This window comes from Methanosarcina sp. WH1, assembly GCF_000970005.1.
Taxonomy (GTDB): domain Archaea; phylum Halobacteriota; class Methanosarcinia; order Methanosarcinales; family Methanosarcinaceae; genus Methanosarcina.
Genome location: NZ_CP009504.1, coordinates 2,051,048 through 2,075,829, shown reverse-complemented (window position 1 = coordinate 2,075,829; position 24,782 = coordinate 2,051,048). Strand labels below are relative to the sequence as shown.

Sequence of the window (24,782 nt, the reverse complement as noted above, 5' to 3'; positions counted from 1 at the left end):
ACAAGGATTGAAACGGTGCAGCACCGGTTGTATGTATGCTACTTCGTCCGTTGAAAAACAGCTTCCAGCAAAACAAGGATTGAAACATCGGCACGAAGGTCTTTAATTTCTTTGTTTGATGTTGAAAAACAGCTTCCAGCAAAACAAGGATTGAAACGCTTAATAGCCCTCCGTTTAAAACGGCACTATAGTTGAAAAACAGCTTCCAGCAAAACAAGGATTGAAACCAGGAATCCTGGTAGAGAACAACACAATTGAAAATAGTTGAAAAACAGCTTCCAGCAAAACAAGGATTGAAACTTTATTATGTCTCCCGGTTCGATGGTCCTGGGTGGACCGTTGAAAAACAGCTTCCAGCAAAACAAGGATTGAAACCTGATCCCCATTCTAGACCGTATGCTTGGACTAGTTGAAAAACAGCTTCCAGCAAAACAAGGATTGAAACTTACAGGACAAAGTGTCCCATATGCATCTCCTCTCTGTTGAAAAACAGCTTCCAGCAAAACAAGGATTGAAACTTTACTACAACTCTCGTCACCTTATCATCGAATGAAGTTGAAAAACAGCTTCCAGCAAAACAAGGATTGAAACATTTTAGGGTGGTAATGCAACTTATTCTTACAGAAGGTTGAAAAACAGCTTCCAGCAAAACAAGGATTGAAACGGCCTCTTATGTTTGCGAATCCATTTCTGTTTTTTTAAGTTGAAAAACAGCTTCCAGCAAAACAAGGATTGAATCAAATATTCTGGGTTAATGACCATGTGTCTTTCCAGGAGTTGCAAAACAGTTTCCAGCAAAGCAAAGACCAGATTTCTGAAAATTAATCCTAATTCTTTTTTCCAACACTTGTCTCCACAAAATTCTTGCAAACTAAAAGGCGGCATGTCACTAATTTTCTCATAAAGCCCGGCTTTTTTCATTCTCTGCGATAACGAAAAATCAGCTCTTTTTCCTGGCTTAAAAGCTGTTTTTCCGAAGAATAAGATAAGTTATCGAATCGTCAGTTGCACTCTCGAATCATTCGTCTCCAGGAATATCACAAGCGAGAGATGATTGGTAAGTAATCAATCAAAAAGGAGGAACTAAGTGATATCCTGGAAATCTATAAAAGAGTCTCAGTTAAAAGTTAAGAATTTTTCAGCCGGGATGCTGGAGAAGCAGCCTGAAAATCAGAAGAGAGTATTGAAGCATACTGGAAAGATCTGTAAGACTTGTTGGAGGGTTATACGTTGGACGGAGATTATCGTCATCATAGTCGAGCTGCTTCTCATATTCAGATGAAGCTGTACAGGGAGGCCAGCAGCAGAAAAGAGAAGCGTTTCAAGCATCTGAAGAAGCTGCTAATGAAAGAGGAAGTTCTTCGTGCAGCCTGGGAAAACCTGAACAAGGACACTAATTCTGCAGGAGTGGATTCTCTTACTATCAGGCAGGTTGAAGAATCCGGGGTAGAAGAATTCTTGCAAACTGTAAGGGAAGAACTTAAAACTAAACAATACAGGGCTGACAATATCAGGAGGGTCGATATTCCTAAAGAAGACGGAAGCCAGCGACACCTCGGGATCATGACCGTGAAGGACAGGCTTGTCCAGGGAGCTATGAAACTGGTTCTTGAGCCGATCTTTGAGGCGGATTTCGAGAACTGCTCTTTTGGCTTTCGACCTTCAAAATCCACAAAGCTTGCAAGCCTTGAGGTGTATAAATGGCTGGAAACCGGACTCAATCAGGTGGTTAAGGGGGATATAAAGAACTGCTTTGACAACATTCCTCATGATAAGCTTATGGACTGCCTGAAAGTCAGGATAGAAGACAAATATGTGCTGTCCATCATTGAGTCCTGGCTCAAAACCGGTGTGGTGGAGGCAGATTCCGTTTTCTATCCCAAAAAAGGAGTTCCACAGGGAGGAATAATTTCCCCCCTGCTTGTGAACATATTCCTTGACCAGTTTGACAAGAACTGGAAAAGGGATGTTTTTGAAACACATGCAGGTGAGCCTGGGGAGCGGCTTGTGAGATACGCAGATGACTTTGTAGTCCTTGGCAAGAACTGGGTTGATTTCGCGCATATAAGGGCAGTACTTGCAGATTTGGGGCTCGAAGTCAACAGGGAAAAGACCACCGTAAACAATATAAAAAAGGGTTTTGAGTTTCTTGGCTATTCTTTCCTGGAAATTTCCTCGGAAGAGGGGCTTGAAGGAAAAATCAGGCTAACACCTACCGGAAGCTCTATAAGAAGAGTTATAGAAGCCGTAGAAAAAGCAACAGAATTTGATCCCTCATTTCCCAGACCTATCGAGTGTGTACTTGAAGATGTCCAGAAAGTTGTGAACCCATGGCTCCATTATTACCACCATACGGAGTACGTTGAAGGGCTTGAAGAGATTCAGAGGTACTTTAATGCACAGCTCCGCCAATACACAAGTAAATACCGGGAAACTGAGCTTTCCAGAATGCAAGAAGGCAGACAGATTTCAAAAGCTTTTTAACCGGTAATTTCTTTTTTAATTTATTAATTACTCTTAGGCTAACTTTTTGCTGGTTGATATGAAACTCAAAACCCTCGAGATGACCTTCAAGTCCACGAAGGAATTCAAAGAAAACATCCTCTGCACCCGTGGCTTCTTTGCGACAAAATTCAACGAATATGTCCAGCTCCACAACCACATCACGGATAAATTAGTGTACAGTTACCCGACTATCCAGTATAAGGTTGTCAAAAACGAACCCCTCATTCTGGGTATCAATGAAGGAATTGATGTCCTGAAAGAGATTTTTGACGATTTCGACACTATCAGGCTTGGTGAAACCAAATATGAAATCATCGAGAGGTCCATGACGATCAAAAAACAGGAATTCGGGCTTTCGGACAGGATTCATTTTTACGAATTCCTCACTCCCTGGTTACCTTTAAACCAGGAAAACCACGAAAAATTTATGCAGATCAAAAGCCGGGATGGGCAAAAAGAAATGCTCCGCCGGATTCTCACAGGCAATCTTCTTTCAATGTCAAAAGGTCTCGGATACACTGTCCCTGATAATATAAAATGCGACATTGATGTTCAGGTGACAAAAAGCGAGTACAAAGATGTGAAATTCCTTTCTTTCTACGGCGGCTTCATGGCAAACTTCTGCATCCCCAATTACATGGGAATTGGAAAATCCCCCGCAATGGGCAGGGGCACTGTCCAGAAGATCCGTGTATACAGAGAGAACTGAAACTCCCCTTTTACCTGATTTTTCTCCAATTTTCTGCAGAAACTCCATTTGGCACCATTAAAGATACAATTTTTTAATTCTCAGCCGCCAGTAAACCTGTTTTGAAATCTAAACCCAAAAAATCATAAAGGAGTTTTCATTTCCGAAAAGAGTTTCCATTTCCGAACCCTCGAGGTGCCTTATTGTTATAAACAGCAGGATTTGTTGCGAATGAAAATGTAACAGGTTAAAATATGAAAAAGTAAAAAGTAGAGGGATTAAGAATTTTTTTTGCTGAAGTAGGCAGCATATATTCTCCCTTCATCAGTAAGCCACCAGATCTTCACACTGCTCTTTCCTAATCCTGAAGAATTTTTAATGGCACCTTTTTTACTCATGAGAAGCCCGTCTGCCTCCATCATTTGGAGTTTATTGGTGATGGTTTGTGATGTCACTCCCAATCCACGGGCTATTTCTCTATTTATGAAACTCTTTAACTCGTCATCACTACATTCTTCGACAGGTTTTTTCAACTTTATGTGCTCGTCCAGAAGATACGATAATATCTTCTTTGCCTGGTCTCCGATATCGTTAAAGTAGCCAGAGTTGGGAGAAGGCAGGTCAACCTTTGTGTCACCGGAATCTTTCTCCTGGACGTAGAAAGCTTTGCTGTAGCACATGCAAGCGGCGTTCATTGCGGCAAGGGAGAGGAGCTTTGTCCCACCGGTCACGTTTACAGCGATATCGGTCCCTTTGGGTTGTTCCTGTATCAGTTCTATGATTTTCAGCAGACATTCTTTGAAATCGAGGGGGTTTACTTCGTGAATTTCGACATCTGCTCCGAAGTCTTGGAGTATTATTTTCAGTTCCTGGGCTTTCTGGACGGGATTTGCGCGGAGCTTTCCTTGCTTAATTTCAGATTTCTCCATTACCTGTTCAAACGGTTTTCCAGGGACGAGTATTACTTTTTCCACGTTTTCCATCATGCGAAAACCGAGCTTTACAACACTTTCCGTTCCACCAACTGTAGCAATCAATACTGACATGCTTTTCCTCCCGATTCCCTTATTATCCCTTTATTTCAACCAAGAATTACACATTCCTGGTCAGTGTACAGGCCGACATCAAACATTCTCCCAGTAACAAGCATTTTTGAAAGGCATGACCTGCATACCGGAAGGATGAGTACCGAATCATGCTCTGTTTTGTTTTCATCCTTCATGATATCTTCCATTTTGTCCAGAATTGAATCTGTTTTGTCAGCTTCCAGTTCCCCGAAAAACACGCTTTTCTGGACTCTGAAGAGACCGAAGTCCTTGCAGGTTTCACAGACCCGATAGCGCAGGGAATTGTCCGTGATATCGTAGATGAGCCAGAGAAGCACTTTCATCCCCCATACAAGAAAGGAGAGTAAGCTTCTTCCTGCCCGCAGATGAACTTCACGACTTCCCTCGCCTGCCGGAGTACCAGAGTGGAAAAGGAATGCCGGTAGTTCCTGTAAGTGATTATTTTCGAAAGCCTCGAGCTCATAGCTTCAACCATCTTATGCCTCCCCGAACGGTCCAGGTAAAAACCATTTTCAACTGCTTTGAGTTCTTCGGGCTTTACCACCTTTTTCGAGACAAGGGAAATTGCCGCTCTGTCAACCACAGGTTGCCTGAACTCTTCCATCAGGTCCAGCACCATGGAGGGCTTACCTGGCCTGTCGGTGTGCATGAAACCCATATAAGGATCAAGCCCCGCAAGGACGCAGGCCTTTTCCACCTCGGTGTAGAGGATGCCGTAGCCGTAGCTGAGCAGCGCATTGAAAAGGTCTTCAGGCGGCTGCTTTGTCCGTTTTCCGGAATACGCTTTTTCGGGGAGCACAGTCCCAAGAGCTCCGAAATATTCCCTGGAAGCTTCCCCTTCTATCCCGAAAAGCCTGTTTCTGGACATGTCGATGTCTCCGCCTTCGGGAAGTCCTGCACAGAGGGAAAAGATATGTTCAGCTACCTCTTCCAGTTCCCTGTCTTCCCTGTTCTTTGCAAGACTTTTTAGCAGAAAAGACTGGTTCCTGACCTTCGCCTCGATCATTCCCCTCATCAGCTGGACCCCTTTTTCGCTGTCATACGCCCGTACCTGACAGCGGTGTATCGCAGCAGAATTTTCGAATTTGCAAGAATATGTCCTTGCAAAAGGCTTCCCGAACCTGTCCAGGTAAATGATATCTATTCCCTTTTCGACCGCAAGGTCAATCGCATCCGCAGTGATCGCAGCTCCCCTGTAAATCAGAATCTGGGAAACCTTGTCTGCCGAAAATTCCCACTTTATCGCCTTGTCCTTATTGTTCAAAGTGACAAAGCGGTTTCGCTTCTTATGCACGTAAGTCCCGTATTCATCAATCACAACTCGCATCCAGGTATTCCTCCTTTTAGAAAATCCTTCCTTAATTCTTCTTTATGCCGTCCCGTGCAGATATAGCGTCTTTCGATCAATTCGACGTGGAATCGAACCAATGGCTTCTGAATACGATTAGTCTTAATGAAATAAATTATAGTGCAGGTGAATTCAAAAAATATTCCACGGTACTGCAGTCATTAAGGCGCCATCTGGAAAACTCTTCTAAAAAGGTTGTCAATTTCCAGTTTCCGAACCCTCAAGGTCCGAAATTCAGTTTAATTATCAATAGGCTTGAATGTACACAAAATAAGCAAGTTGATTTCCGCTGATCTACCCCAAGTTCCTAAAGAAATTCATCCCAATGTACATTAATATACATTATTAAAATATAATATCAACGCCAAGCGGTTCATTTTCGAAAAATTAATATACCGCTGATCTTTATATACTATAGTGTGGCAGGGAGATCAGCGGAAAATGCCTAAATGGGTATGCGGAAAAAATTGCTCTATTTTGAAAATAAAGGCTTAATAGGGCGTTTTGAAACCCTGTTGAAAAACAGCTTCCAGCAAAACAAGGATTGAAACACAACTGCGACGATATCAGATCCATATATTTCAGGTTGAAAAACAGCTTCCAGCAAAACAAGGATTGAAACAACCCTGCATAAAATGAGGGTTCCCCACATTTGGGGCAGTTGAAAAACAGCTTCCAGCAAAACAAGGATTGAAACTGTTGGACATACTTCAATCCCCCTTCGAGTTTGGGGAGTTGAAAAACAGCTTCCAGCAAAACAAGGATTGAAACTTTAGCTCATAAGCCGATTTAATATTTTTATTTATGTTGAAAAACAGCTTCCAGCAAAACAAGGATTGAAACAGTTATTGTAACCGTTATCATGTTTCCTATTCTTTTGTTGAAAAACAGCTTCCAGCAAAACAAGGATTGAAACCAAGCAGGGTTTCTCTTTCCGGTATTCCTATCCTCAGGTTGAAAAACAGCTTCCAGCAAAACAAGGATTGAAACTAATCTTCTTGTCTTCTGGCAAATTGTTTTCCAAAGTTGAAAAACAGCTTCCAGCAAAACAAGGATTGAAACCTCTTTTGATTTAACATTCAAAAAATATAGATATTGCTTAATATTTTTTTTATTTATATACATTTAAAATTTTAAAAATATTTAGTAATGTTTATATATATCTCAAATAAACAACTCTTTAATGTCTGAAATTGATACCGATAGCGATTATCTTTTTCTAAAAGTAGGGGCTTTACTACACGATATAGGCCATGTTGTCCCAGGTCTCGAAGGTGAGGAGAAAGGGCATGCTGAGAGGGGATTTGAATTCCTCAGCTCATTTGCAAGTACGGAATTATTTTCGCTGTTTGCCAAGTATCACCATGCCCTATCAATTGATGAAATTAAGGAGGAGGGGCTGAGTCAGAAATATAAGAACCTTATCTGGATGGTCAGGGAGGCTTCCCGGCTGGCAGCAGGTGATGATGGTAGTGATGGAGAAGATGCTGCTGGAAAGCACCTGTTGAGGTCTGTTTTTTCGGGGATTTCAAATATCAAGGAAGGTGTTAAAGATTCAGAATCGAAGTACTATCCTTCCGTAAAACTTGACCCTAAAGTTTTCACATATCCCCGTCTTAAAGAAGACTTCCCGGCTATGGCTGAAGAGGGATGCAAAGAGATACATGAGTCTTTCAGAGATTTCTTCACTAAACTTACGGATATAGGGGAAAAAAGAATAAACGAAGATCTTTTGCTGATGTTTCTAGAGAAGAATACAGCGTTCATTCCTGCAGGGTCGGGGGCAAATAATGACATTTCGCTCTTTGACCATCTCAAGACCACCTGTGCGATTGCTTCCTGCATGTATAGGCTCCATGAAAAGGAGCTTGAAACGGATCTTGAGAAAGAGATTCCTGATAAAGAGGCTGAAAAGTACCTTCTAATAGGTGGGGATGTTTCTGGAATCCAGGATTTCATTTACCGAATTTCTTCAAAAGGAGCTTTGAGGCTTCTGAGAGGTAGGTCATTTTATTTGGAGATGTTTTGCGAAGATATTGTTCAAACTATAGTTGAAAGACTGGGGCTTCCAAAAGCAAACATCCTTTATTCTGGAGGCGGGAACTTTTTCATTCTTGCCCCAAATACTAAGGAAGCAAAAAAGAAACTGGAAGAAATCGAAAAGGACTTGGAAGGAATAGAAAAGGATCAGGAAGGCTGGTTCATTGCCAACAGGCTCAGCAGCAGCCTTTACCTCGCCCTTTCTTGGGTTCCCTTCTGCGGGGATAAGTTTGGGAATTTCAGCAATATATGGATGAATATCAACCAGGAAAACTCGTTAAAAAAAGCCCAAAAATATCAGTCAGTACTCGAGAAGGATCCTTCAAAAATACTGAAACTTGGAGACAACGGTGATCCCTGTGACGCATGCAGGAAGATAACTCACTCTGAAGATCTGAAGCCAGTTAAAGGCATAGAAGAAGCGCTTTTCTGCCCACTTTGCCGTGATCAGATGGAGATTGGGAGTGAACTGGCCAAGTTAGGTGATTCTTTCTACATCTTAAAAACGGAGTACGGGGGAGAAGGCTTTTCCGTACCATTCGGTACGATGAAGATTATGGATAAAGATAAAATGGGGACAGTCAGTAAGTCTTCCACAGTATATGCTGTTAACAGCTTTGATACAGATGAAATAATTAACATGTTTAAAAGCAAAAAAATGCCTCAAGATATTCACTTATCACCCCTACCTATTGCTATTTACTGTGCCAAACCAGACGACAGGAAAAATGACAGGGAACTTCTCACTTTTGAGGAGCTTGCGGAGAAATCACAAGGCTCAAAGAAGCTCGGTGCAGTTCGGATGGATGTTGACAATCTTGGAAAAATTTTCACATTAGGGCTTCATAAAAATCAGCGAACCATCACTCGAATATCCAGTCTATCAAGAATGATGAACTATTTCTTCAAAGGCTATCTGAACCTCCTTGGGGAATTTGAAGAAGAAACCGTCCTGGATGTCTGCAACTGGCAAAGTAATTCTCCGAAGCTTATACAGGATAAGGAACCTCATAGGAAGAGGAAACCTTATAGAAATATTAGCATAATTTATGCAGGTGGAGACGACCTTTTCATTCTCGGAGCCTGGGATGACGTTTTTGAACTCTGTTTTGATATTGAAGGTTTGTTCCGTAAGCATGTTGCTGAAAATCCACACGTTACAATCTCAGCCGGATTCTCTATCTTCAACAACAAACACCCACTGTACCAGATTGCCAGAGTCTGCGGAACTAAAGAAGAATGCTCCAAAGACGAAGGCAGAAACAGGATTTATCTCCTTAATAGGGGCGTAGGAGAGGACAACATATCTGATAAGTTTTCAGGCATGAAAGAATCCATTGGCTGGGACGAAGCAAGGAAACTCTTCGCTGATTTCAAACCTATTTTCTGGTACATCATGAACGAAAAAGGAAATCCCTCTAAATCCATGGTGAGAAAACTCCTCGATGCGAGAGAAGTGTATTGTAAAGATCCTGAAAAAGCCAACTGGGTAATCCAGCTACATTATTTTGTTTCTCGAAACAAAGACTTGAAGAGAATCATTGATAGTCATGAGGAACTAAGGAAATATTTCTATTCTGTTTCGGATGAAAAGGTAAATCCGATTTATGATATTGATCTGCCTCTTAATATTTTGGATCTACAGGGAAGAAAGGTGAATTCATGAGTAATGAACAGGAGCTTTCAAACTTACTTAAAAGTGGGAAACTAATTGAGCTGTGTAACGTGACAAAAAATTCTGATCCATGGATGGTGAACAAGTGGTACGAAAAGGAAGAGGAGTATATTCGGTCGCTGAAATCGGGTTCGAATATTGATTCCTCCAAAGTCCTGAACGCTTCTTGCATAATGGGCATTAAACTCTCAAAGGACAAAGTTACATTCACCCAACTGCGCAAGTTGCTAACCGGCTTCCAGATAGCTAAAGAGAAAACAAAAAATTCTGGAATCAAAACTGCAGATATTTCAAAATTAAAACTTAACCTTGCATACATAACAGCCCGTAATTCCAACATTACAAGGCTGACAGACCTCCTTGACTCCATGCTTGACAACGAAAGATTCCCTGAAAATACGGATTTGAATAAACAATTCGAGTTGGTTGTAACGCTGCTTGAAGGTGTAATAGCATATCACAAACTTGCCGGGGGGCGTGATTAAATGAGTGAAGAGACTATGAAACTCAAATTTTTTGGAAAGATTAAAATCACAGGTGAGATGAAAGTAGTTACCGGTATACATATCGGTGCTTCTAAAGAAACGGTAAAGATTGGAGGCATCGACAGCCCCGTAGTCAGGGATCCGATGACAGATCTTCCCTATATCCCAGGCAGTTCATTGAAAGGAAAACTGCGAAGCTTATCCGAAAAGGCTCTGGAAAAAGACCTCTTCGCAATAAGTCATAATCCCGATATCAATGTGCACGTCTGCACGGACAATCACTGTGAAATTTGCAGACTTTTTGGGAGCAGCAAAAAAGATGAGAATACTAAAGATCAAATAAACATCCCCAGCCGTTTAATTGTCAGGGACATGCACCTGTCAAATGGGGATGAACTGTTAAATATTGACACCGGCCTTCCCTACACTGAATGGAAGTTTGAAAACAGCATCGACCGGATAAGTTCGGCAGCAAACCCGAGGCAGATCGAAAGGGTTCCTGCAGGTGCTAAATTCAAATTTGAACTTGTTTACGATGCTGAAGAAGAAGCTGAGCTTAAAGAGGACATCACCAGAATCCAGATGGCTTTGAAGTTACTCGAACAGGACGCTCTTGGTGGACACGGCTCAAGAGGTTATGGAAAAGTAGAATTTGAAAATATAACGTATACCGGATATCCGAAAGAATACTACATTTACGGCAAAGAGAGTTCCATTCTGGAAAATAAGCCAGTAGAAGATATAATAAGCGGTTTCATAGGGGAAAAGAATGCTTGAGAATCTTAAGATTGTAAAGCTTAATTTCACTTCCCCTCTGCATATCGGAGAAGTTGGAATAGGGCTTGAGGAAAGCAGTCTTGTACTGCACTCAGACACCATATTTAACGCAATCTGCAATGCTCTTGCAAAACTCTACGAAAGAGACTGGGTAACAGATTTACTCCGGAATTTTAAAAACGAACCCCCTTTCAGGATCTCTTCAGGTTTTCCTTTCGCAGATCAAACTCTCTATTTTCCGAAACCTATGAGCAGGGCGAAAATCGATGACGACTTGCTTCAGGATTATTCCAAAAAACTGAAAAAAACCAGTTATCTAACTAAAGGTTTTTTTGAAAAATGGATTGCAGAGGAGAAATTATCGGAAAAGGACCTTAAAGAAATCACAGAAAATGAAGCCGCAAAAGATTGTGACGATAAATATTCGGGATTCGGAACGGGATTCCTTCTCCCCAAGGTGTCCATAAGCCGGGAAAGCGCCGAGTCCAGTATTTATTTCCTTGGTTCGGTTTGCTTTAAAGAGAATTCCGGGATCTGGTTCATACTTGACTGTGCCAGCAAGGAATGGGAAAATAGGGTGCTTTCAGCATTGCGTTTGCTCCAGCACGATGGGATCGGCGGAAAGAGAACATGGGGATACGGGAGTTTTTCTCTTGAGGAAGAAAACCTTTATTTGAAATTGCCGGATTCAGGTGCCCATCTTCTTCTATCTCTCTTCTATCCAAACGAGAGTGATGACCCGGCAGCCGATGAGAAACAACTTTTTTCAGATAAAAATGCAAGATGGGGCTTTTCCCTCAGGGGAGGGTATGCTTACCCCTACGGTTCCAGAATGTCCTCTCAGAAACCTCAAAGACTCTTCATAAAAGAAGGGTCCATTTTCGAACAAAAACCAGAAGGCAAACTGATCGAAGATGATTCAGGTCTGGAAGGAATCGAAAAACTGTACCACTACGGGTTTGCCTACTCGATCCCAATCAGCATCAACGGGGATGAACAATCATGAAATGCAGCATGAAACTCCTGTCCCCCTTGCACGTAGGGAACGGAAACGAACTGAAAATGGTTGATTTCTACCTGGATGAAAAGGAAGGGAAAATCAAGTTCATAAATTTTGAAAAATTCATTGAACACTGCATAAATGAAAATATAGACCTCACAAAGGAGATGCCAAAAAATAAGTATAAAACGGGCAGGGATTTCTCGATTACCAAATTTATGGATGCAAATCAGATCAACCCCAATGCTTTTACCTCCTATTCCGTTTACGCAAAAATTGAAAAGCGAGACCGCGAATCAGAGTTTGCTATCAAGGAGTTCGTAAAATGCGGGGAACCATATTTACCCGGTTCGTCCATAAAAGGAGCAATCAGGACCGCATTAATGTGGAACTGTTTGAATGAAAGACCTGACGGAGCTGAGATTGTCCAGAATGGTCTGAAGCCCTGGTTGAAAAAGCATAGAATCACCGGTAGAGACTTAAAATTCCTTGATGATAACATTTCAAAAATCGTTTTCGGAAAGGATACACATTCGGATATACTTCGCATCCTGAGACCCTCCGATACAGGACCTGCAGGGAAAAAGCGTTTAGAGGTATCCGAAATCAAAATTGTTGGGAACTCACAGGAAATTCCCGTGTATGTCGAGAACCTGGAAGCCGGTTCAGAGCTCTTTTTTGATATTGTTTTTGATGAATATCTGATTAAGCAGAATAAGGGAGAACCGAACTTCAAAAACCACCCCTGTATCAAATACATGAATGTCCAGGCTATTTGCAAGGCTTGCAATGAATTTTCGAGGAAGGTCATCGAAAAACATCTGGAATACATGTGGGAAAATTACAGGTGTGACAGCACAGCTGATGAATTTGACATGTTATGGAACGAAGTAGGGAATTGTAAGGATAACGAGGCGGTTCTGCATATCGGCTGGGGAGGAGGCTGGTACAGCACAACGATTGGTTTAATAATTGAAACACTGCCAGGATTTTCCACGCCCCTGATAGGAGATCCGAAAAAATGGAGACTTGAAAATAATACAATCAGGCACAGCTTTAGTCTCGGCAAGAAGCCTGGGACATACCAATTCTCCTCAAATTTCCCGAAAACACGTAGGGTAACTCTTGAAGGCAAACCTCTCGGCTGGGTCAAGTTAGAATTCGAAAGTCTTTGATGCCGAAGAATTTGAGGGGTGAATAATGCAAGAGGCAATTCTGATCGCAAACATCGGTGTTCGAGATCTTGGCAAAAAGGGGAATCCTCTATTTCTTCCGGGAAATTCTTCTTTTCAGAGAAATGTCTACGATGAAAGTAAAGAGTTGTTGAGATCAAAGAAATTTGATGATTTAGAACTTCTTCTTTTGGGGCCAGTAATAGATAAAATTAAAGCCGAATTCACTCTTCAAGAAATTATTCTTTTCGGCACTAAGCAAAATTCAAGCAACAAACAACACACTAAAGACACTATTTTCATTACGCATATTGTCAAAAAAATAATATGTGATCGTCATTTCATTGCCAAAGATAAAATAAAAATCAAAAAAATCAAAAAAAATCCTGCTGATTACATCGAAGTTGCTGCACTATATAAGAATGAACTCAAAAAACTTGCAGATAGAACGGATCAAGTGTTTGTTTCGGTGACTGGAGGTACTCCCCAGCAAAATGCTGCAGTTATTATTGAAACATTGAGCAGATTTAGTGAAAAGAGTTTAATGATTTATAAGCCAGATGGAAAAAATATACCTGTTGAATATGATATCGGGAATTATATTAAGTCACGAAAAAAAAACATATTATCTGAAAAGGATGTTTTTTGCCTCTCATTAGATGGAAGAAAAAATAAATCTGCGGTTTTGATCGCGAACATTGGAGTTCGGGATCTTGGGATGAAGGGTGCTCCCTTATTTGATATTAATGATAAAGACGTATTCCAGATAAGTAAAAAGATGTGTGAAAACGAAGAATTCGAGGATCTTGAACTGACTCTTTTGGACCCAGTAATAAAAAAAATAAAAGCACAATTAGATCTGGAAAATATTATACTCTTTGATATTATACTCTTTGGCACAAAGCAGATAGTACCTCACCCAAAGGATACGATATACATTACATATATTGTTAAAAAGATTCTGATCAACAAATACGGAATTGATGAACAAAGCATAATCATAAATAAAATATCTAAGAATCCCTCCGATTACATCGAAATGTTAACAACTTACCATAGTGAGATCGAGAAAATACCTTCTAACATGAATAAAGTGTTTGTTTCTACCACCGCTGGTACGCCTCAACAAAAGTTTTCCATACTGTTGGAACCACTTTTCAAATTTAACAAAAGAGCATTTCCTTTTTACAAACCTCAAGATTTAGATGAAATTATCGAGTACAAAATTAAGAAACTGTTATGTTCTGCAAAAGTTGCAATTGAGGAAAAAAATTACGAAGAGGGATTTTGTTTTATCGAGGGTGCTAAAAAAAGTGCCCAATATTTAGACTCACAGATGGTTCTTTATGATATAATGAACCTGAAACTTAAACTTTGCGAAGATCAACTGGAAGCAAATCCTGAGAATTCTATTTTTGAATCAGAGATGATTGGAACTCTTGATGAGTTTGAGCTTATTCTTATGAACATGAATTTAGTAGACGAAGCAAAAGAAATTTATGAACGAGAGATTCCACTCATCGAAAATTTACTTAAAAATCAACCCGAAAACGAAGATAACTTCGTTCTCATTGGTTCTTCTTATTCTAACTATGGCCATTTATTATATGAATCAGGTTCTATTGACAAAGCACAGAAAATGTATGAGAAAGCACTTGCGGTTTATGAATACTTAATAAAAATGTATCCTGAGAATGAATATTATCTATCAATTGCCGGCTCTGTCTTTTTTAATTTGGGACATTTGTTGTATGAGTTGAACTTAATTGAAGAAGCAACGGATAGATATGAATGTGCACTAAAGATCCACCAGCATTTTCTTGAGAAGTGCCCTGATAATAAAAGTTATCAATCACTTGTATTAGATGACATGCAGAATATAATCCAATTTTATTTTGATTGTGCAGAGGATGAAGAAGATACTCATCAGAAAATGATTTTTTTTGAAGAAGCTATTCGAAATTGCGAAAAATGTCAAGATTTTCTCCTCAAGTATGATTTTGAGGCGAAAATAAGATTTGTTCTAAATATCAAAATACGTTCACAGAGAAATTTTTCTTTGCTTAACATTGAACCACAAAAAGACTACGAGCCAAGTGCCGAATTCTATAAGTCATGTGCCAAAAGATGTGATGAAGCTATCAAAAAAATGGAAGGAATTGAAAAAGAAATAAAAGATGAAGAACTCGAAGAATTATCCTCATCTGTGATACAAATTTTCCAAAGAAAAAAACAGATCTTTCAGGGAAAAAGACTGATAAATGAGGCAGTCAATTCAGATCCTCCAGATATTGATTTAATCAAAAATGGCATTGAATTTTTAGAATCTATAAAAGATATAGACGAGGAAACAAAAGTATGGTATCTTCCATACAAAGGATTTCTTAAACTTGAGGATATTCTTTCCGAAAAAGGAACTTTTGGTAAGGAACACATTGATGAATACAAGGAAAACTTTTTTAAATTTATCGAGGCACTTCCACCAGATATAGATGATGATTTGAAATATATATTTAATGAATTATCAATACTGGTTAATAGTCATAACGACAAACTCATAGAGGAATCACTGAAAAAATTAGATCAGTTGATTACAAATTTTAACAATAATGAATTGAATAAGCTCCTCAAATATATTTATTATAAATTATCTGAACCTTTCAAGGAACCATTGAATTTTGGTGTATCTTACAATGATTGGGAGCTCAAGATAGAAATCAAAAATCATGAGGAAATAAAAGATAAATTGGTTGTCAAATCAGGAGATAATATCATATTCAGAAGAAAAATATCTGAATCATTAGTAAGTATCAAACATTATCCTCAAAAAAAAAAGGAATGTATTACTGTTTTGACTTATGATGACAGACAAGGATCCGAAGATAGAGAATATCGTGAGTCAGTTAGTGATAACAACAAAGTCTATATCTTGAAACGAAATTGCAGGAATGAGATATTTGTAAGGCACCCTTACTTGAATATTGCAGTTGTACAGTTAAAATATAAGGTTACTCAAAAAAATCGTATTATTGAGGTTAATAACGATGAAAAATATCATAAAAAAGTGTTACTTATTCTGGAAACTCTGAGTAACTACGAAGTAGATTTTATTGTTTTTCCAGAATTCTCGATACCTTTTGAATACCTTCATGAAATTCAAAAATTTTCAAACAAAACAGGAATTAATGTCATTGCAGGTACGCATTACATTACTAAAGCAGAGTTAAAACGACACAATGAATTGTTTCAATATGAATTCAAAGAAGATGATATTTTTAAAAACATTTGCCCTATCGTGATACCTGATTCAAAAATTCTCCATGTAGAGAAAATGCTTCCTGCAAAAGTTGAAAGAGCACTTTTCAAAGAAAAGGGGATGACATATGGGAACCTGAGTTTCATATTTGAATTAGAAAAAATGACCTTCGGGATACTTATCTGTTATGAATGTTTGAATGATAAGCTTCGATGGCGCTTTAAAGAGGCTTGCAATCTAATTTTTATTCCACAAACAAATCCGAATCCCCAACGATTCTATGAAAAGCTGGAATCTGACATCAATAATCCGACTTTAGGAAACATAGTTTATGTCATGGCAAATGGAATCTTTCCTGAGAAAGGTCATGAAGGTAAACTCATAGGTGGGTGTTCAGGAGTGATTTCCACACTGGACAAGTCTTCATATAAAGAGAAAGTTGAAAATAAAGAGAAAGTTGAAAATAAAACAAAAGATCAATGCATCATCTTGGCATCTGTTAATATGGATTTCAATTCTGCAAGGGATAACCAGATGGCTCAATCTCCAATAAAAGAGAACTATATATATATTTTTGAAGATGACGACATATATGATTGTGCAAAAAGGAGAGCAAAAGGGAATATATTAAAGGAGTTTATTGAGAAAGAAAGAGCGACCAAATTTTTTGAAATTATGAAGAAAATAAGAGAATTAGAGGATACAGAGGAAATCAAACATCTACTACTTGTGAATAAAAAGTTGATTGAGGAATATTCACCCTTAATGGGTGACCACATCAAAGATTTACCTGATATGCATTCAGAAGAAGTAAAAAAAGAATTCACTCCAATAGTAATATCAAACGATTAGTTTCTAATAGATACTTGAATGTCTTTATTTATTGAAACTTCTTCACTTATAGTTTGATGGGAGTTACTTCAGTTTATCCGATTATCATATATTTTACATTAGGTTGTTGCAAGACGGACTACGATAAAACAAGGGTTGACGCCTGTCTTTTAGATATGAATCCTCATGAGTAATTACCTGTAGAAAAATGCCTTCCACCCAAAAACACCAAAAACCAAAAACCTAAAATAACCCAAAAAGTTATTCTCTAACAGGGAGAATAGCCATGACCAGTGAAACCGAAACTTCGGAATGTTGCCCTCGATTTGACCCCGCCCCCTGGGATGGAAAAGTCTTTGAATGGAACAATAAAAGGTTCATCAAGGATTCAGTTACCACGCAGCATTACATGCCTCTAAACTTTGGGGAGGTAATAATGAGGATGAACGAAAAAGTCGCCAGGGCTGGCGCGGAAACACCTGACTGGCTCTGTTTGTCGGACCATACCTCAGAAAGTAATATGGATCTTTATCTGGCTGTTGATCGAGAAGTGGATGGGGCTGAAAACATAACCATGAGCGGGAAGTTCTTGACCAAAGTGTATGAAGGGGATTTTGAAATATGGTAAAAATTACGTTGTTATTGTTGCCGAAGTTTAAAATAAAAATAGAGTCATAATACGAACTTCTGTACCTATCCCTGGTTTTAAATATCTTAATTTTGAAAAAAAGGCACGGAAAAAAAATACTCAATACAGATTTCGTAACCACAGCTTGTCGTTTAGTCCTTTTGAACGTAGTGAAAAGGACCACGTACTCCCAAAAATTAGGACCGGAGGGGAGTAACATTTTCAGCATATTTTCCTGTATATTTTTACATTTTTTTTCTGTGCTTTTCATTTACATTTTTACTTTTAATAACTCTACACATGAACACTTCACTATTCTTTGTTAAAAAACGCAATTAATAACCAATAATCAATTAAAATTAATTTCTTCAGGTTTGCCTGTTGTATCCTTATAAAGGTTGTTATTGATGTTGTTTGGTCCGGGCTGAATAGTTACATCAAAAGCAGAGAATTTTTGATTCTCTGGTTTTGATTTACTTTTCGTGTTATTATAAAACTGATCTCAAAACCAGCTTTATTCTCAAATCAATGAAGTTTCAGAAATATTTTCCGTGATCAGAAACATTTTTCGTGATCGGAAACTTGGTTGATTATTCTGAATCCGTGATTCAAAAAAGTAATTTTGGGTTCTGGGATCAGCAAGAAAAGTATGGATGACAAAAAAAATTGAATTTTAATCTAAATTTGTCAGGATTTTTATAAACAAGAACAAAAGTTTGAAAGGTGAAAATGATGAATAGATTTCTAGCTTTAGTCTTTTCTTCGGGAATAATTGTCGGCCTTTCTATGGCTGGCCTGGCACTGGTTACGAACATTTTGCTGTCCGAACCGGTTTCATTACACCCGGCACTGGTCTGGTTTTCAATCACATCAGGCCTGTATACAGTGAACAGGTTAATCGAAGGTGATAAAGATGCAGCAGTTGACAATGTTATTTCTTCCACAGTAACTGCTTGCAAACCGTTTTTGCTGGTCTTTTCTGTAAGCATGACGTTACTCGGGATATTCCTTGCTTTTTATGCTAAGTTTGAACTGGGGCTTTTAATTGTTTTAACAATCTTTTATTTCGCCCTTTATACAACCAACCTTAAGAAAATCATATTCAAAAAAGGGGTCGACGTTTAAAGGATTATCTAGGTATAAAGAGTCTGATGGTGGGGATTGGATTGGGTTTTGTTGTCCTTTATACCGGGCTCTATTTTCAGACAACTAATTTTATAGCTATGGTACTTCTCTATTTACGTACCATTCTTAATGAAGCGATGAATACGATCATCTATGACATGAAAGACCTTGAAGCAGACCGTATTAATGGTGTGGATACTTTTCCTCTTGTTTTAGGCATTCAAAAAACGAAATATTTTCTCCATTTCATCAACGGGATAGTAGCAATTCTCACACTTGCGGGATTTTTCCTTAGGGCTTTTCCTCCCTCCTGTCTGGGATTGCTTATTTCACTGCCTTATTTTATCTTTCTCATCGAATACCTCGTTCATGAACCTTACAGGAAAGGGCATTTGTTTTTACAGTATACCCTCCTGGATGGCACTTATGTAGTGATGGTTCCTTTCGTACTGCTTTTTGCGAATTAACCCTGGTCCCTGATGGTCTTTAATTTCTTTCTGGGGCATAGCAAAGCTTTATGGATTGGTCGGCTTCCTGAATTTAATCCGGAAACCGTTATCCTTTTTTCTCATATATTCTGAATTTTTTTCACATCGATTAAAGAGTATTGTTTAAGTTTCTTACTTGAAATGTACTACTTTTTAAAATTCTCAGAAATATTTTGCATTTTCGTTATTATAGGCATTATAGTAATTAGGCATTATAGTAATTAGGCATTATAGTAATTAGGCATTATAGTAATTAGGCATTATAGTAATTAGGCATTATAGTAATCACTATAGCACTTATTTTGCTGTCAGCCACTCCGTCCCGGCAACCCAGCTTCCATCGGAATACGAAAGAGAATGAGTGTCTTCTACAGGGTTATCAACCCATTTTTGAGTCAGGATTACTTTCTTAATATTATTCAGACCTTTATCTTCCCAGAGAAGGTTTATAGGGTCTTCGACTTTCACATAAATTTTGAAGGGAGATGTAATCTTTGAGTACGTCCATTGGGGATAAGTTACAACAGGTGAAGAAGCAGCAGTCCACCAAATATAAGTTTCGTCTTCAGGGTAAACACTTTAGATTCCTGGGTCACGATTTCGGTCTCTTCCCTTCCTTCTCATTTGCAGATTTTTCTGAAGTGGCATTTGCCGCCGGAATAAACACTATCCCAAAAAACAGGATCATTAAAACCAAAACGATAAGTTTTGATCTTTTATTCTTATTCATCTGATCTACTCCAATTAATTACATAGAAATGGTGTGAATACGATCTAGTAATTAAAAGAGAAAACTGGACACGCATATAACTTTATTAATTTATCATTTAGTATATATTTTTAAAATAAATCTGTCACACACAGTTCAGTTTTTCCGTAAAATAAAAGAAATAAAAAATAAGTTTTAAGGTACTGGTGTGCCGGTTGTTATACTCTGAAAAAATAGTTGAGGTAAAAACATTAAATATAGGTCCCGGATTAAAGACCGTATTTCATCCGAACCGTTATTATTTATATGTTAAAAATAATCCTTATTTCCGCCAGCTCCTCTCCATTTTTTCGTACAGGCCCAGTAAGTTATTTCTTGTGATCTTGAAATATGGGTGGTCGGGACCGTATTCTTTTTCGATTATGTCAAGAGCTTTTTCGTAGAGGTCGATTGCGGTTTCGTATTCCTCCATGCTTTCATGAAGGCCTGCAAGGTTGTTCAGAGTTGTTCCGACATCGGGGTGGGTGGGGCCGAGTGTATTTTCATAAATCTTGAGGGCTCGTGTGTAGAGGGGAAGGGCTTTTTTGTGCTGGCCCAGGATTCTGTGCAGTTCGCCAAGATTGTTTAAAGTCTTTGCAACTTCTGAATTGTCCGGACCAAGAATGCGTTCACGGGTTTCGAGGGCTCGCGTGTAAAATTCAAGGGCTTTTTCGTGGCGGCCTTTCTGTACGTAGACGCCTGCAAGGTTGTTCAGGGTCGTGGCAAAGCCGGCATGTTCGGTTTTTCCCAGAGTTTCCATTATCTCAAGAGAACGCGTATAGAGAATAAGGGCTTTTTCATACCTTGTTGTCTGGAAATAAAGCAGGGCAAGGTTGTTTAAGGTCTGGGCTATCTGGGGATGCTCCTTTCCATATACATTCTCCTGAAGTTTTAGAGCCTGCCCGTATCTTTCCTCGGCTTCCTCAAGTTTACCCATTTCCGAGAGAAGGACGCCAAGATTGTTCAGAGTGCCGGCAGTATAAGCCAGGACTTTTTTATTCTCAGGCTCCTTTTCCGCTAGTTTTTCAAGCAGTCCGAGGGCACGGATGAAAAGTTCTTCCGCTTTTTCCGGCCTTTCCATTCCTTTATATAAAAAAGCCATCCTGTTAAGTGTTCTTACAGCTCCAGGATTCTCCGGGCTCAGAAACTTTTCCTGGATTTCAAGAGCCCGGCTATAATACAAAAGGGCTTCTTTCTGCCTGTCCATGACATAGTAGAGAATTCCAAGTTCACCCAGCGTGTCTCCGGTCTCAGGCTGCTCCGGACCTGATACTTTTTCCCGGATGTTTAGGGCTCTTGAAAATAACTCCAGGGCTTCTTCATGCTTTCCCATATACCGGTAAATCCCTGCAAGCCCATTCAACACAGCTGCAGTTCCAGGATCTTCTGGTCCCAGTTCTCTTTCCGCAGTATCAAGCAGTTCTTTATACATGGGTAAAAGTACTTCCCAGGTTGCAGACCTGTAGAACGGCTCGGCTGAATTTATATACCAGCTTATCAGTTCTTCAGGCTCTAAAACCTCTTTTGCGTGCCTGAAGGCTTCTTTTAAGACGATCTCATCTTCCGGTGTGACCAGTTCAGAATCCAGATCTCTTAACCTCTGCCTGTATCTTTCAAACAGAACCGCGTGGTTTTCTCCTTTTTTCCCCTTTTCCTTTTCCTTTTCCTTCTTTTTTTCTTCTTCCTTTTCCTCTATTCTTTTTTCTTTTTCATTGGGAACGCTTTCAGTAGAAAGTTCCTCTTTACCCGAATCTTTCTTGAGATTAACCGTAACTTCCTCCTCCTGAATGAAAAATAGAATTATTAAAATCTTTAGTTGAGTTTCTAGTTGTAAATATTCCAGGCTGATCCTATATTAGGGTACTACAAGATATATTAAACTCAGTGAACTACCCCGCCCTACTTTCTGATGAAAGCGAGGACGGAGCTTCCTTCGAGTGGTTACGTCAACTGGATATTTGCAGTGATGCAAGTATCCATCTATAATCCTGTTTGTCGAAGATTATCAGAAAATCTCTGATAGCCTGTCAACAAAGCACTTTGTGATAAGAATCGCTTCATGATGTTGATAGCACTATTTCTATCTCTATCAATAACGTTTCCGCAATCACATTTCATAATTCTTTCCCAAAGATTCATAATTCTTTCCCAAAGAGGCATGTCGTGTCTTTTCTTCAGTTGGGTTGATCTTTATATTCTTCGTCAGATGCATATTTGCCCTGGTTTTCCACATATTGCTTCAGTATATCTAAGGTTACTTGCCCTATCAATGCGATAAAATACGATCTTGACCAGAACGTATCTTTCCATAACATAGTTTTTACTTCAGGGAAGTTTTTACGAATCTCCCTTGAAGTTATTGTCTTGATGGTGTTGATATATTTTGAAATATCAAGCGAAGGTTTTGCTGAAAATAACAAGTGAAAATGGTCTTTGTCACACTCTATATTCAGCACTTCAACATCGAATGTTTCACTTATGTTATGGATTTTAGTTTTTAGAAAATCAACAACTAAAGGGTTCGTTAGAGCTTTTCTCCTATATTTCACACACTGAACGAAATGATAATGGAGTGAATACACAGAATGGCTCCTACAATCCAGTTTACACTTCATAGTTATTATTATATAGATGTAACTATAAGTGTAAATAATTATGCTACTGTTGTTTTGTAGAAGTTGACGGCTTTCATCTCCCACCTGTCGCTTATGCTCCGAGGAAGGGGACTTCCTGCCTTATAATTAAAAAAAGTAAAAAAAATTGGAAAGCCTGATATACAACTGGAAGTCAAACACCAGCCATGAATATAGATGATTATTATGATAATATTTACATATTATGAATTTTGTGCCCTGTTGCTATTTGCAACCTGCGAGATTCGTTTTGATAACTCTGAATACTGAGTTTTCGGGTCACTCGTTTTCAGAATGAAAGAATTTGCACCATTTTGCATTGCCTGGTACATAAGTTCTTCTCCGACCCCTGTAAATAGAATGAAAGGAATGTCGATTTTATTATCACGGATAGTCTTTAGGAGCGTGAGACCATTCATAACAGGCATATCATAGTCCGAAACTATTACATCATAGGAGTCTTTCTCTAACATCTTGAGAGCTTCTCTGGCAGAATCCACAGTATCGGAGGGTATATTGTGGAAAACTTCTAAAAATGTCTTTGATAGTTCTAAAAATGAGGGGTCGTCATCTACAATCAATACTTTCATGGAGGGTTCTCCTTGTGATTAAAACTCAGTTTTTGAGATAATATTCAAAAACTTATAACTAATTGTGAAATTTAATACTTTCTCACATTTATTTTAAATTACTTATATGAAATATTGTCTCAAAGCAAAAAGTATGTTCAGATTAAAAATTTCAAAATTAGTATAGGGTTCTATATTTATTCATTTTCAAGTGAGGATCCTCTGATAAGGGAGAGATAAACCATAAGAATGAATCTGACCTGCGTGAGACTCGCGCAGTGCTCCTGCGATATCTTCAGTTAATTATTCCGGTGAGATTGTAAAGGTCGGAATTTTCAATATCCAGTTATTTGGAGTTAAAAGGGCTTCGAATCCTGAGGCCATGAATATTCTTGCCGAAACAATTTACACTTATGATGTTGTTGCCGTTCAGAAAATTTGGGATAGTTCGCAGACTGCCCTTTCTGAGCTGGTCGAGGTTATAAACAGTGAGATAGCTATTCTTTTGTAGTTAGTGAAAGGCTTGGCAGGACTTCGAGTAAGGAACAATATGCCTATCTGTATGACACTACAAAAGTAAAACTGGTAGGTGAACCTTTAACATATTCCAAACCAAGGGTACGGATCCCTTTCACAGGGAGCCCTACATTGCATCCTTTGAGGACCTGGACGAAACTTTTGGCTTTACACTTGTGTCCATACCGACCCTGAAGAAGCCACCGAAGAAATCAATTCCCTGCCCGCAGTCGTTGACTATGTAAGGGAAGCCTGCCCGAATGAGGACGACTTCATAATCATGGGCGATTTGAACGCTGACGGCTCTTATTTTGATGAAGAGAAAGCAAGTTCCATGAGCGGTGAAGAATATTACTGGCTGATAGACAACAGCACGGATACAACAACCGGAAAGACGGACTGCACCTATGACCGGGTTATATTTACAGACAACATGTAGACCCATTTTGCAGTAAATGCAGGGGTATTCAGGTATAACCTGGCATACACTGACGCCTGAAGAAACGGACTTCATTTCGGACCATTATCCTGTGTATGCAGAGTTTTTGGCCGGTTACGAAGGGGAATTATAGGAAAATATAAGAGGAAAATAATAAGTATAAAAGTTTCGAACGCTAAAAGTTCTTTTTTCCTTTATTCAGATATACACGGTCTTCTGCATTTAGCTGAAGAGTTTTTCCCTGGTTATTTTCTGGTTATTCTACGGTCACTCTCCGGTTACTCTCCGGTTATTTTTCGGTTATTCTCTGGTTATTTTCTGGTTATTTTCTGGTTATTCTCTGGTCATTCTCCGGTCATTCTCCGGTCACTCTCCGGTTATTCTCCGGTCATTCTCCGGTTACTCTCCAGTTGCTCTCCGATTACTCTCCGACTATTCTCCAATTATTCTTTGATCATTTTCCGGCTATTCTCCTGTTTTCTGGAAAACATAACTCATTTTTTTAAGAAAATCAGTTCCATTTACCTGCTGATCCGGCTTTTTCTTGGCAATAAACAAAATTTTTATATGTATGTAGTACAATTACTGTTTAACTCTTATAATTTAATAAATTATATCATATCTGGGGAAAACGAATTGGATATTTAACTTACTGTCTGGTAAGTTTTTCAAATTGGGGAAAATGACAGAGTACCTGATGCAATTGTCTGATCGAGTCTGCCAAAGATACTCTTTGCTTCTAACTCTGGTTTACAAATATATATATTTCTTTACACGGTCTTATATTTCTTT

General features: G+C 38.9%; 21 protein-coding genes and 2 CRISPR repeat arrays (1 of these 23 cut by a window edge). Of the genes, 11 read left to right on the top strand and 10 right to left on the bottom strand.

The features are described 5' to 3' along the window. A CRISPR array of direct repeats spans nt 1-813; the repeat unit is 37 nt; unit sequence GTTGAAAAACAGCTTCCAGCAAAACAAGGATTGAAAC (it extends 759 nt beyond the left edge of the window). 417 nt (nt 814-1,230) lie between these two features. Beyond that, on the top strand, nt 1,231-2,484 hold the full coding sequence (gene ltrA / locus MSWH1_RS09060; protein WP_156148127.1) for a group II intron reverse transcriptase/maturase: 1,254 nt from the start codon (nt 1,231-1,233) through the stop codon (nt 2,482-2,484). Nucleotides 2,485-2,542: 58 nt separating this feature from the next. Then, nucleotides 2,543-3,214, top strand: a complete 672-nt coding sequence (locus tag MSWH1_RS09055) for a CRISPR-associated endonuclease Cas6 (protein ID WP_048127904.1) — start codon at nt 2,543-2,545, stop codon at nt 3,212-3,214. Nucleotides 3,215-3,471: 257 nt separating this feature from the next. On the opposite strand, the gene MSWH1_RS09050 is transcribed toward MSWH1_RS09055, so the two are convergent. Genes MSWH1_RS09050 through cas1 form a run of 3 tightly spaced genes read right to left on the bottom strand, consistent with a single transcriptional unit; the run spans nt 3,472 to nt 5,587 of the window. Beyond that, nucleotides 3,472-4,239: a DUF6293 family protein gene (locus MSWH1_RS09050; protein ID WP_048127902.1), complete on the bottom strand. Its 768-nt coding sequence runs from the start codon at nt 4,237-4,239 to the stop codon at nt 3,472-3,474. A gap of 35 nt (nt 4,240-4,274) precedes the next feature. Then, on the bottom strand, nt 4,275-4,577 hold the full coding sequence (gene cas2, locus MSWH1_RS09045) for a CRISPR-associated endonuclease Cas2 (RefSeq protein ID WP_048130349.1): 303 nt from the start codon (nt 4,575-4,577) through the stop codon (nt 4,275-4,277). Nucleotides 4,578-4,579: 2 nt separating this feature from the next. Further along, nucleotides 4,580-5,587, bottom strand: a complete 1,008-nt coding sequence (gene cas1 / locus MSWH1_RS09040) for a CRISPR-associated endonuclease Cas1 (protein ID WP_052723155.1) — start codon at nt 5,585-5,587, stop codon at nt 4,580-4,582. 535 nt (nt 5,588-6,122) lie between these two features. Next, nucleotides 6,123-6,670: direct repeats of the CRISPR family, unit length 37 nt; unit sequence GTTGAAAAACAGCTTCCAGCAAAACAAGGATTGAAAC. Nucleotides 6,671-6,791: 121 nt separating this feature from the next. On the opposite strand from cas1, the gene cas10 reads away from it, so the two are divergent. The 9 genes from cas10 (at nt 6,792) to MSWH1_RS08990 (ending at nt 19,064) form a co-directional block, all read left to right on the top strand. Beyond that, nucleotides 6,792-9,314 (top strand): type III-A CRISPR-associated protein Cas10/Csm1, encoded by a 2,523-nt coding sequence (gene cas10, locus MSWH1_RS09030; protein ID WP_048127898.1) that lies wholly within the window; start codon nt 6,792-6,794, stop codon nt 9,312-9,314. Then, a complete protein-coding gene (csm2, locus tag MSWH1_RS09025; protein ID WP_048127896.1) occupies nt 9,311-9,808 on the top strand; it encodes a type III-A CRISPR-associated protein Csm2 in 498 nt (165 codons plus the stop codon). The genes cas10 and csm2 overlap by 4 nt, the downstream gene beginning before the upstream one ends. After that, entirely contained in the window at nt 9,809-10,585 is a 777-nt protein-coding gene (gene csm3, locus MSWH1_RS09020; RefSeq protein ID WP_048127894.1) for a type III-A CRISPR-associated RAMP protein Csm3, read from the top strand. It begins immediately after the preceding gene. Continuing rightward, a complete protein-coding gene (gene csm4 / locus MSWH1_RS09015; RefSeq protein WP_048127893.1) occupies nt 10,578-11,591 on the top strand; it encodes a type III-A CRISPR-associated RAMP protein Csm4 in 1,014 nt (337 codons plus the stop codon). Before csm3 ends, csm4 begins: the two co-directional genes overlap by 8 nt. Continuing rightward, the gene (csm5, locus tag MSWH1_RS09010; RefSeq protein WP_048127891.1) at nt 11,588-12,760 is read left to right on the top strand and encodes a type III-A CRISPR-associated RAMP protein Csm5; all 1,173 of its coding nucleotides are present in this window, start codon (nt 11,588-11,590) and stop codon (nt 12,758-12,760) included. Before csm4 ends, csm5 begins: the two co-directional genes overlap by 4 nt. A 25-nt stretch (nt 12,761-12,785) precedes the next feature. Next, the gene (locus tag MSWH1_RS09005) at nt 12,786-16,865 is read left to right on the top strand and encodes a hypothetical protein (protein WP_048127889.1); all 4,080 of its coding nucleotides are present in this window, start codon (nt 12,786-12,788) and stop codon (nt 16,863-16,865) included. A 265-nt stretch (nt 16,866-17,130) separates the two neighbouring features. After that, nucleotides 17,131-17,472, top strand: coding sequence for a hydrolase (locus MSWH1_RS09000; protein ID WP_231591701.1), 342 nt, complete (start codon nt 17,131-17,133; stop codon nt 17,470-17,472). 729 nt (nt 17,473-18,201) lie between these two features. After that, nucleotides 18,202-18,597 carry a hypothetical protein gene (locus MSWH1_RS08995; RefSeq protein ID WP_156148126.1) on the top strand — a complete coding sequence of 132 codons (396 nt, stop codon included), beginning with the start codon at nt 18,202-18,204 and terminating at the stop codon, nt 18,595-18,597. A gap of 41 nt (nt 18,598-18,638) precedes the next feature. After that, a complete protein-coding gene (locus tag MSWH1_RS08990; RefSeq protein ID WP_231585675.1) occupies nt 18,639-19,064 on the top strand; it encodes a UbiA prenyltransferase family protein in 426 nt (141 codons plus the stop codon). A gap of 318 nt (nt 19,065-19,382) precedes the next feature. Here MSWH1_RS08990 and MSWH1_RS19075 read toward each other — a convergent pair whose 3' ends face one another. The 7 genes from MSWH1_RS19075 to MSWH1_RS19060 form a co-directional block, all read right to left on the bottom strand. Next, nucleotides 19,383-19,553, bottom strand: coding sequence for a hypothetical protein (locus MSWH1_RS19075; protein ID WP_156148125.1), 171 nt, complete (start codon nt 19,551-19,553; stop codon nt 19,383-19,385). Between the two features lie 124 nt (nt 19,554-19,677). After that, nucleotides 19,678-19,815 carry a hypothetical protein gene (locus tag MSWH1_RS19070; protein ID WP_156148124.1) on the bottom strand — a complete coding sequence of 46 codons (138 nt, stop codon included), beginning with the start codon at nt 19,813-19,815 and terminating at the stop codon, nt 19,678-19,680. A gap of 301 nt (nt 19,816-20,116) precedes the next feature. Beyond that, nucleotides 20,117-21,529 (bottom strand): tetratricopeptide repeat protein, encoded by a 1,413-nt coding sequence (locus tag MSWH1_RS08980; RefSeq protein ID WP_255350517.1) that lies wholly within the window; start codon nt 21,527-21,529, stop codon nt 20,117-20,119. A gap of 284 nt (nt 21,530-21,813) precedes the next feature. Then, nucleotides 21,814-21,951, bottom strand: a complete 138-nt coding sequence (locus tag MSWH1_RS19065) for a transposase (RefSeq protein WP_231585724.1) — start codon at nt 21,949-21,951, stop codon at nt 21,814-21,816. 56 nt (nt 21,952-22,007) lie between these two features. Continuing rightward, on the bottom strand, nt 22,008-22,415 hold the full coding sequence (gene tnpA / locus MSWH1_RS08975; RefSeq protein ID WP_231591699.1) for an IS200/IS605 family transposase: 408 nt from the start codon (nt 22,413-22,415) through the stop codon (nt 22,008-22,010). 254 nt (nt 22,416-22,669) lie between these two features. Further along, complete coding sequence (locus MSWH1_RS08970; RefSeq protein WP_048127882.1) at nt 22,670-23,056, bottom strand: response regulator; 387 nt, start codon at nt 23,054-23,056, stop codon at nt 22,670-22,672. A 622-nt stretch (nt 23,057-23,678) separates the two neighbouring features. Further along, nucleotides 23,679-24,065 carry a hypothetical protein gene (locus tag MSWH1_RS19060; protein WP_156148123.1) on the bottom strand — a complete coding sequence of 129 codons (387 nt, stop codon included), beginning with the start codon at nt 24,063-24,065 and terminating at the stop codon, nt 23,679-23,681. Between the last annotated feature and the right edge of the window lie 717 nt (nt 24,066-24,782).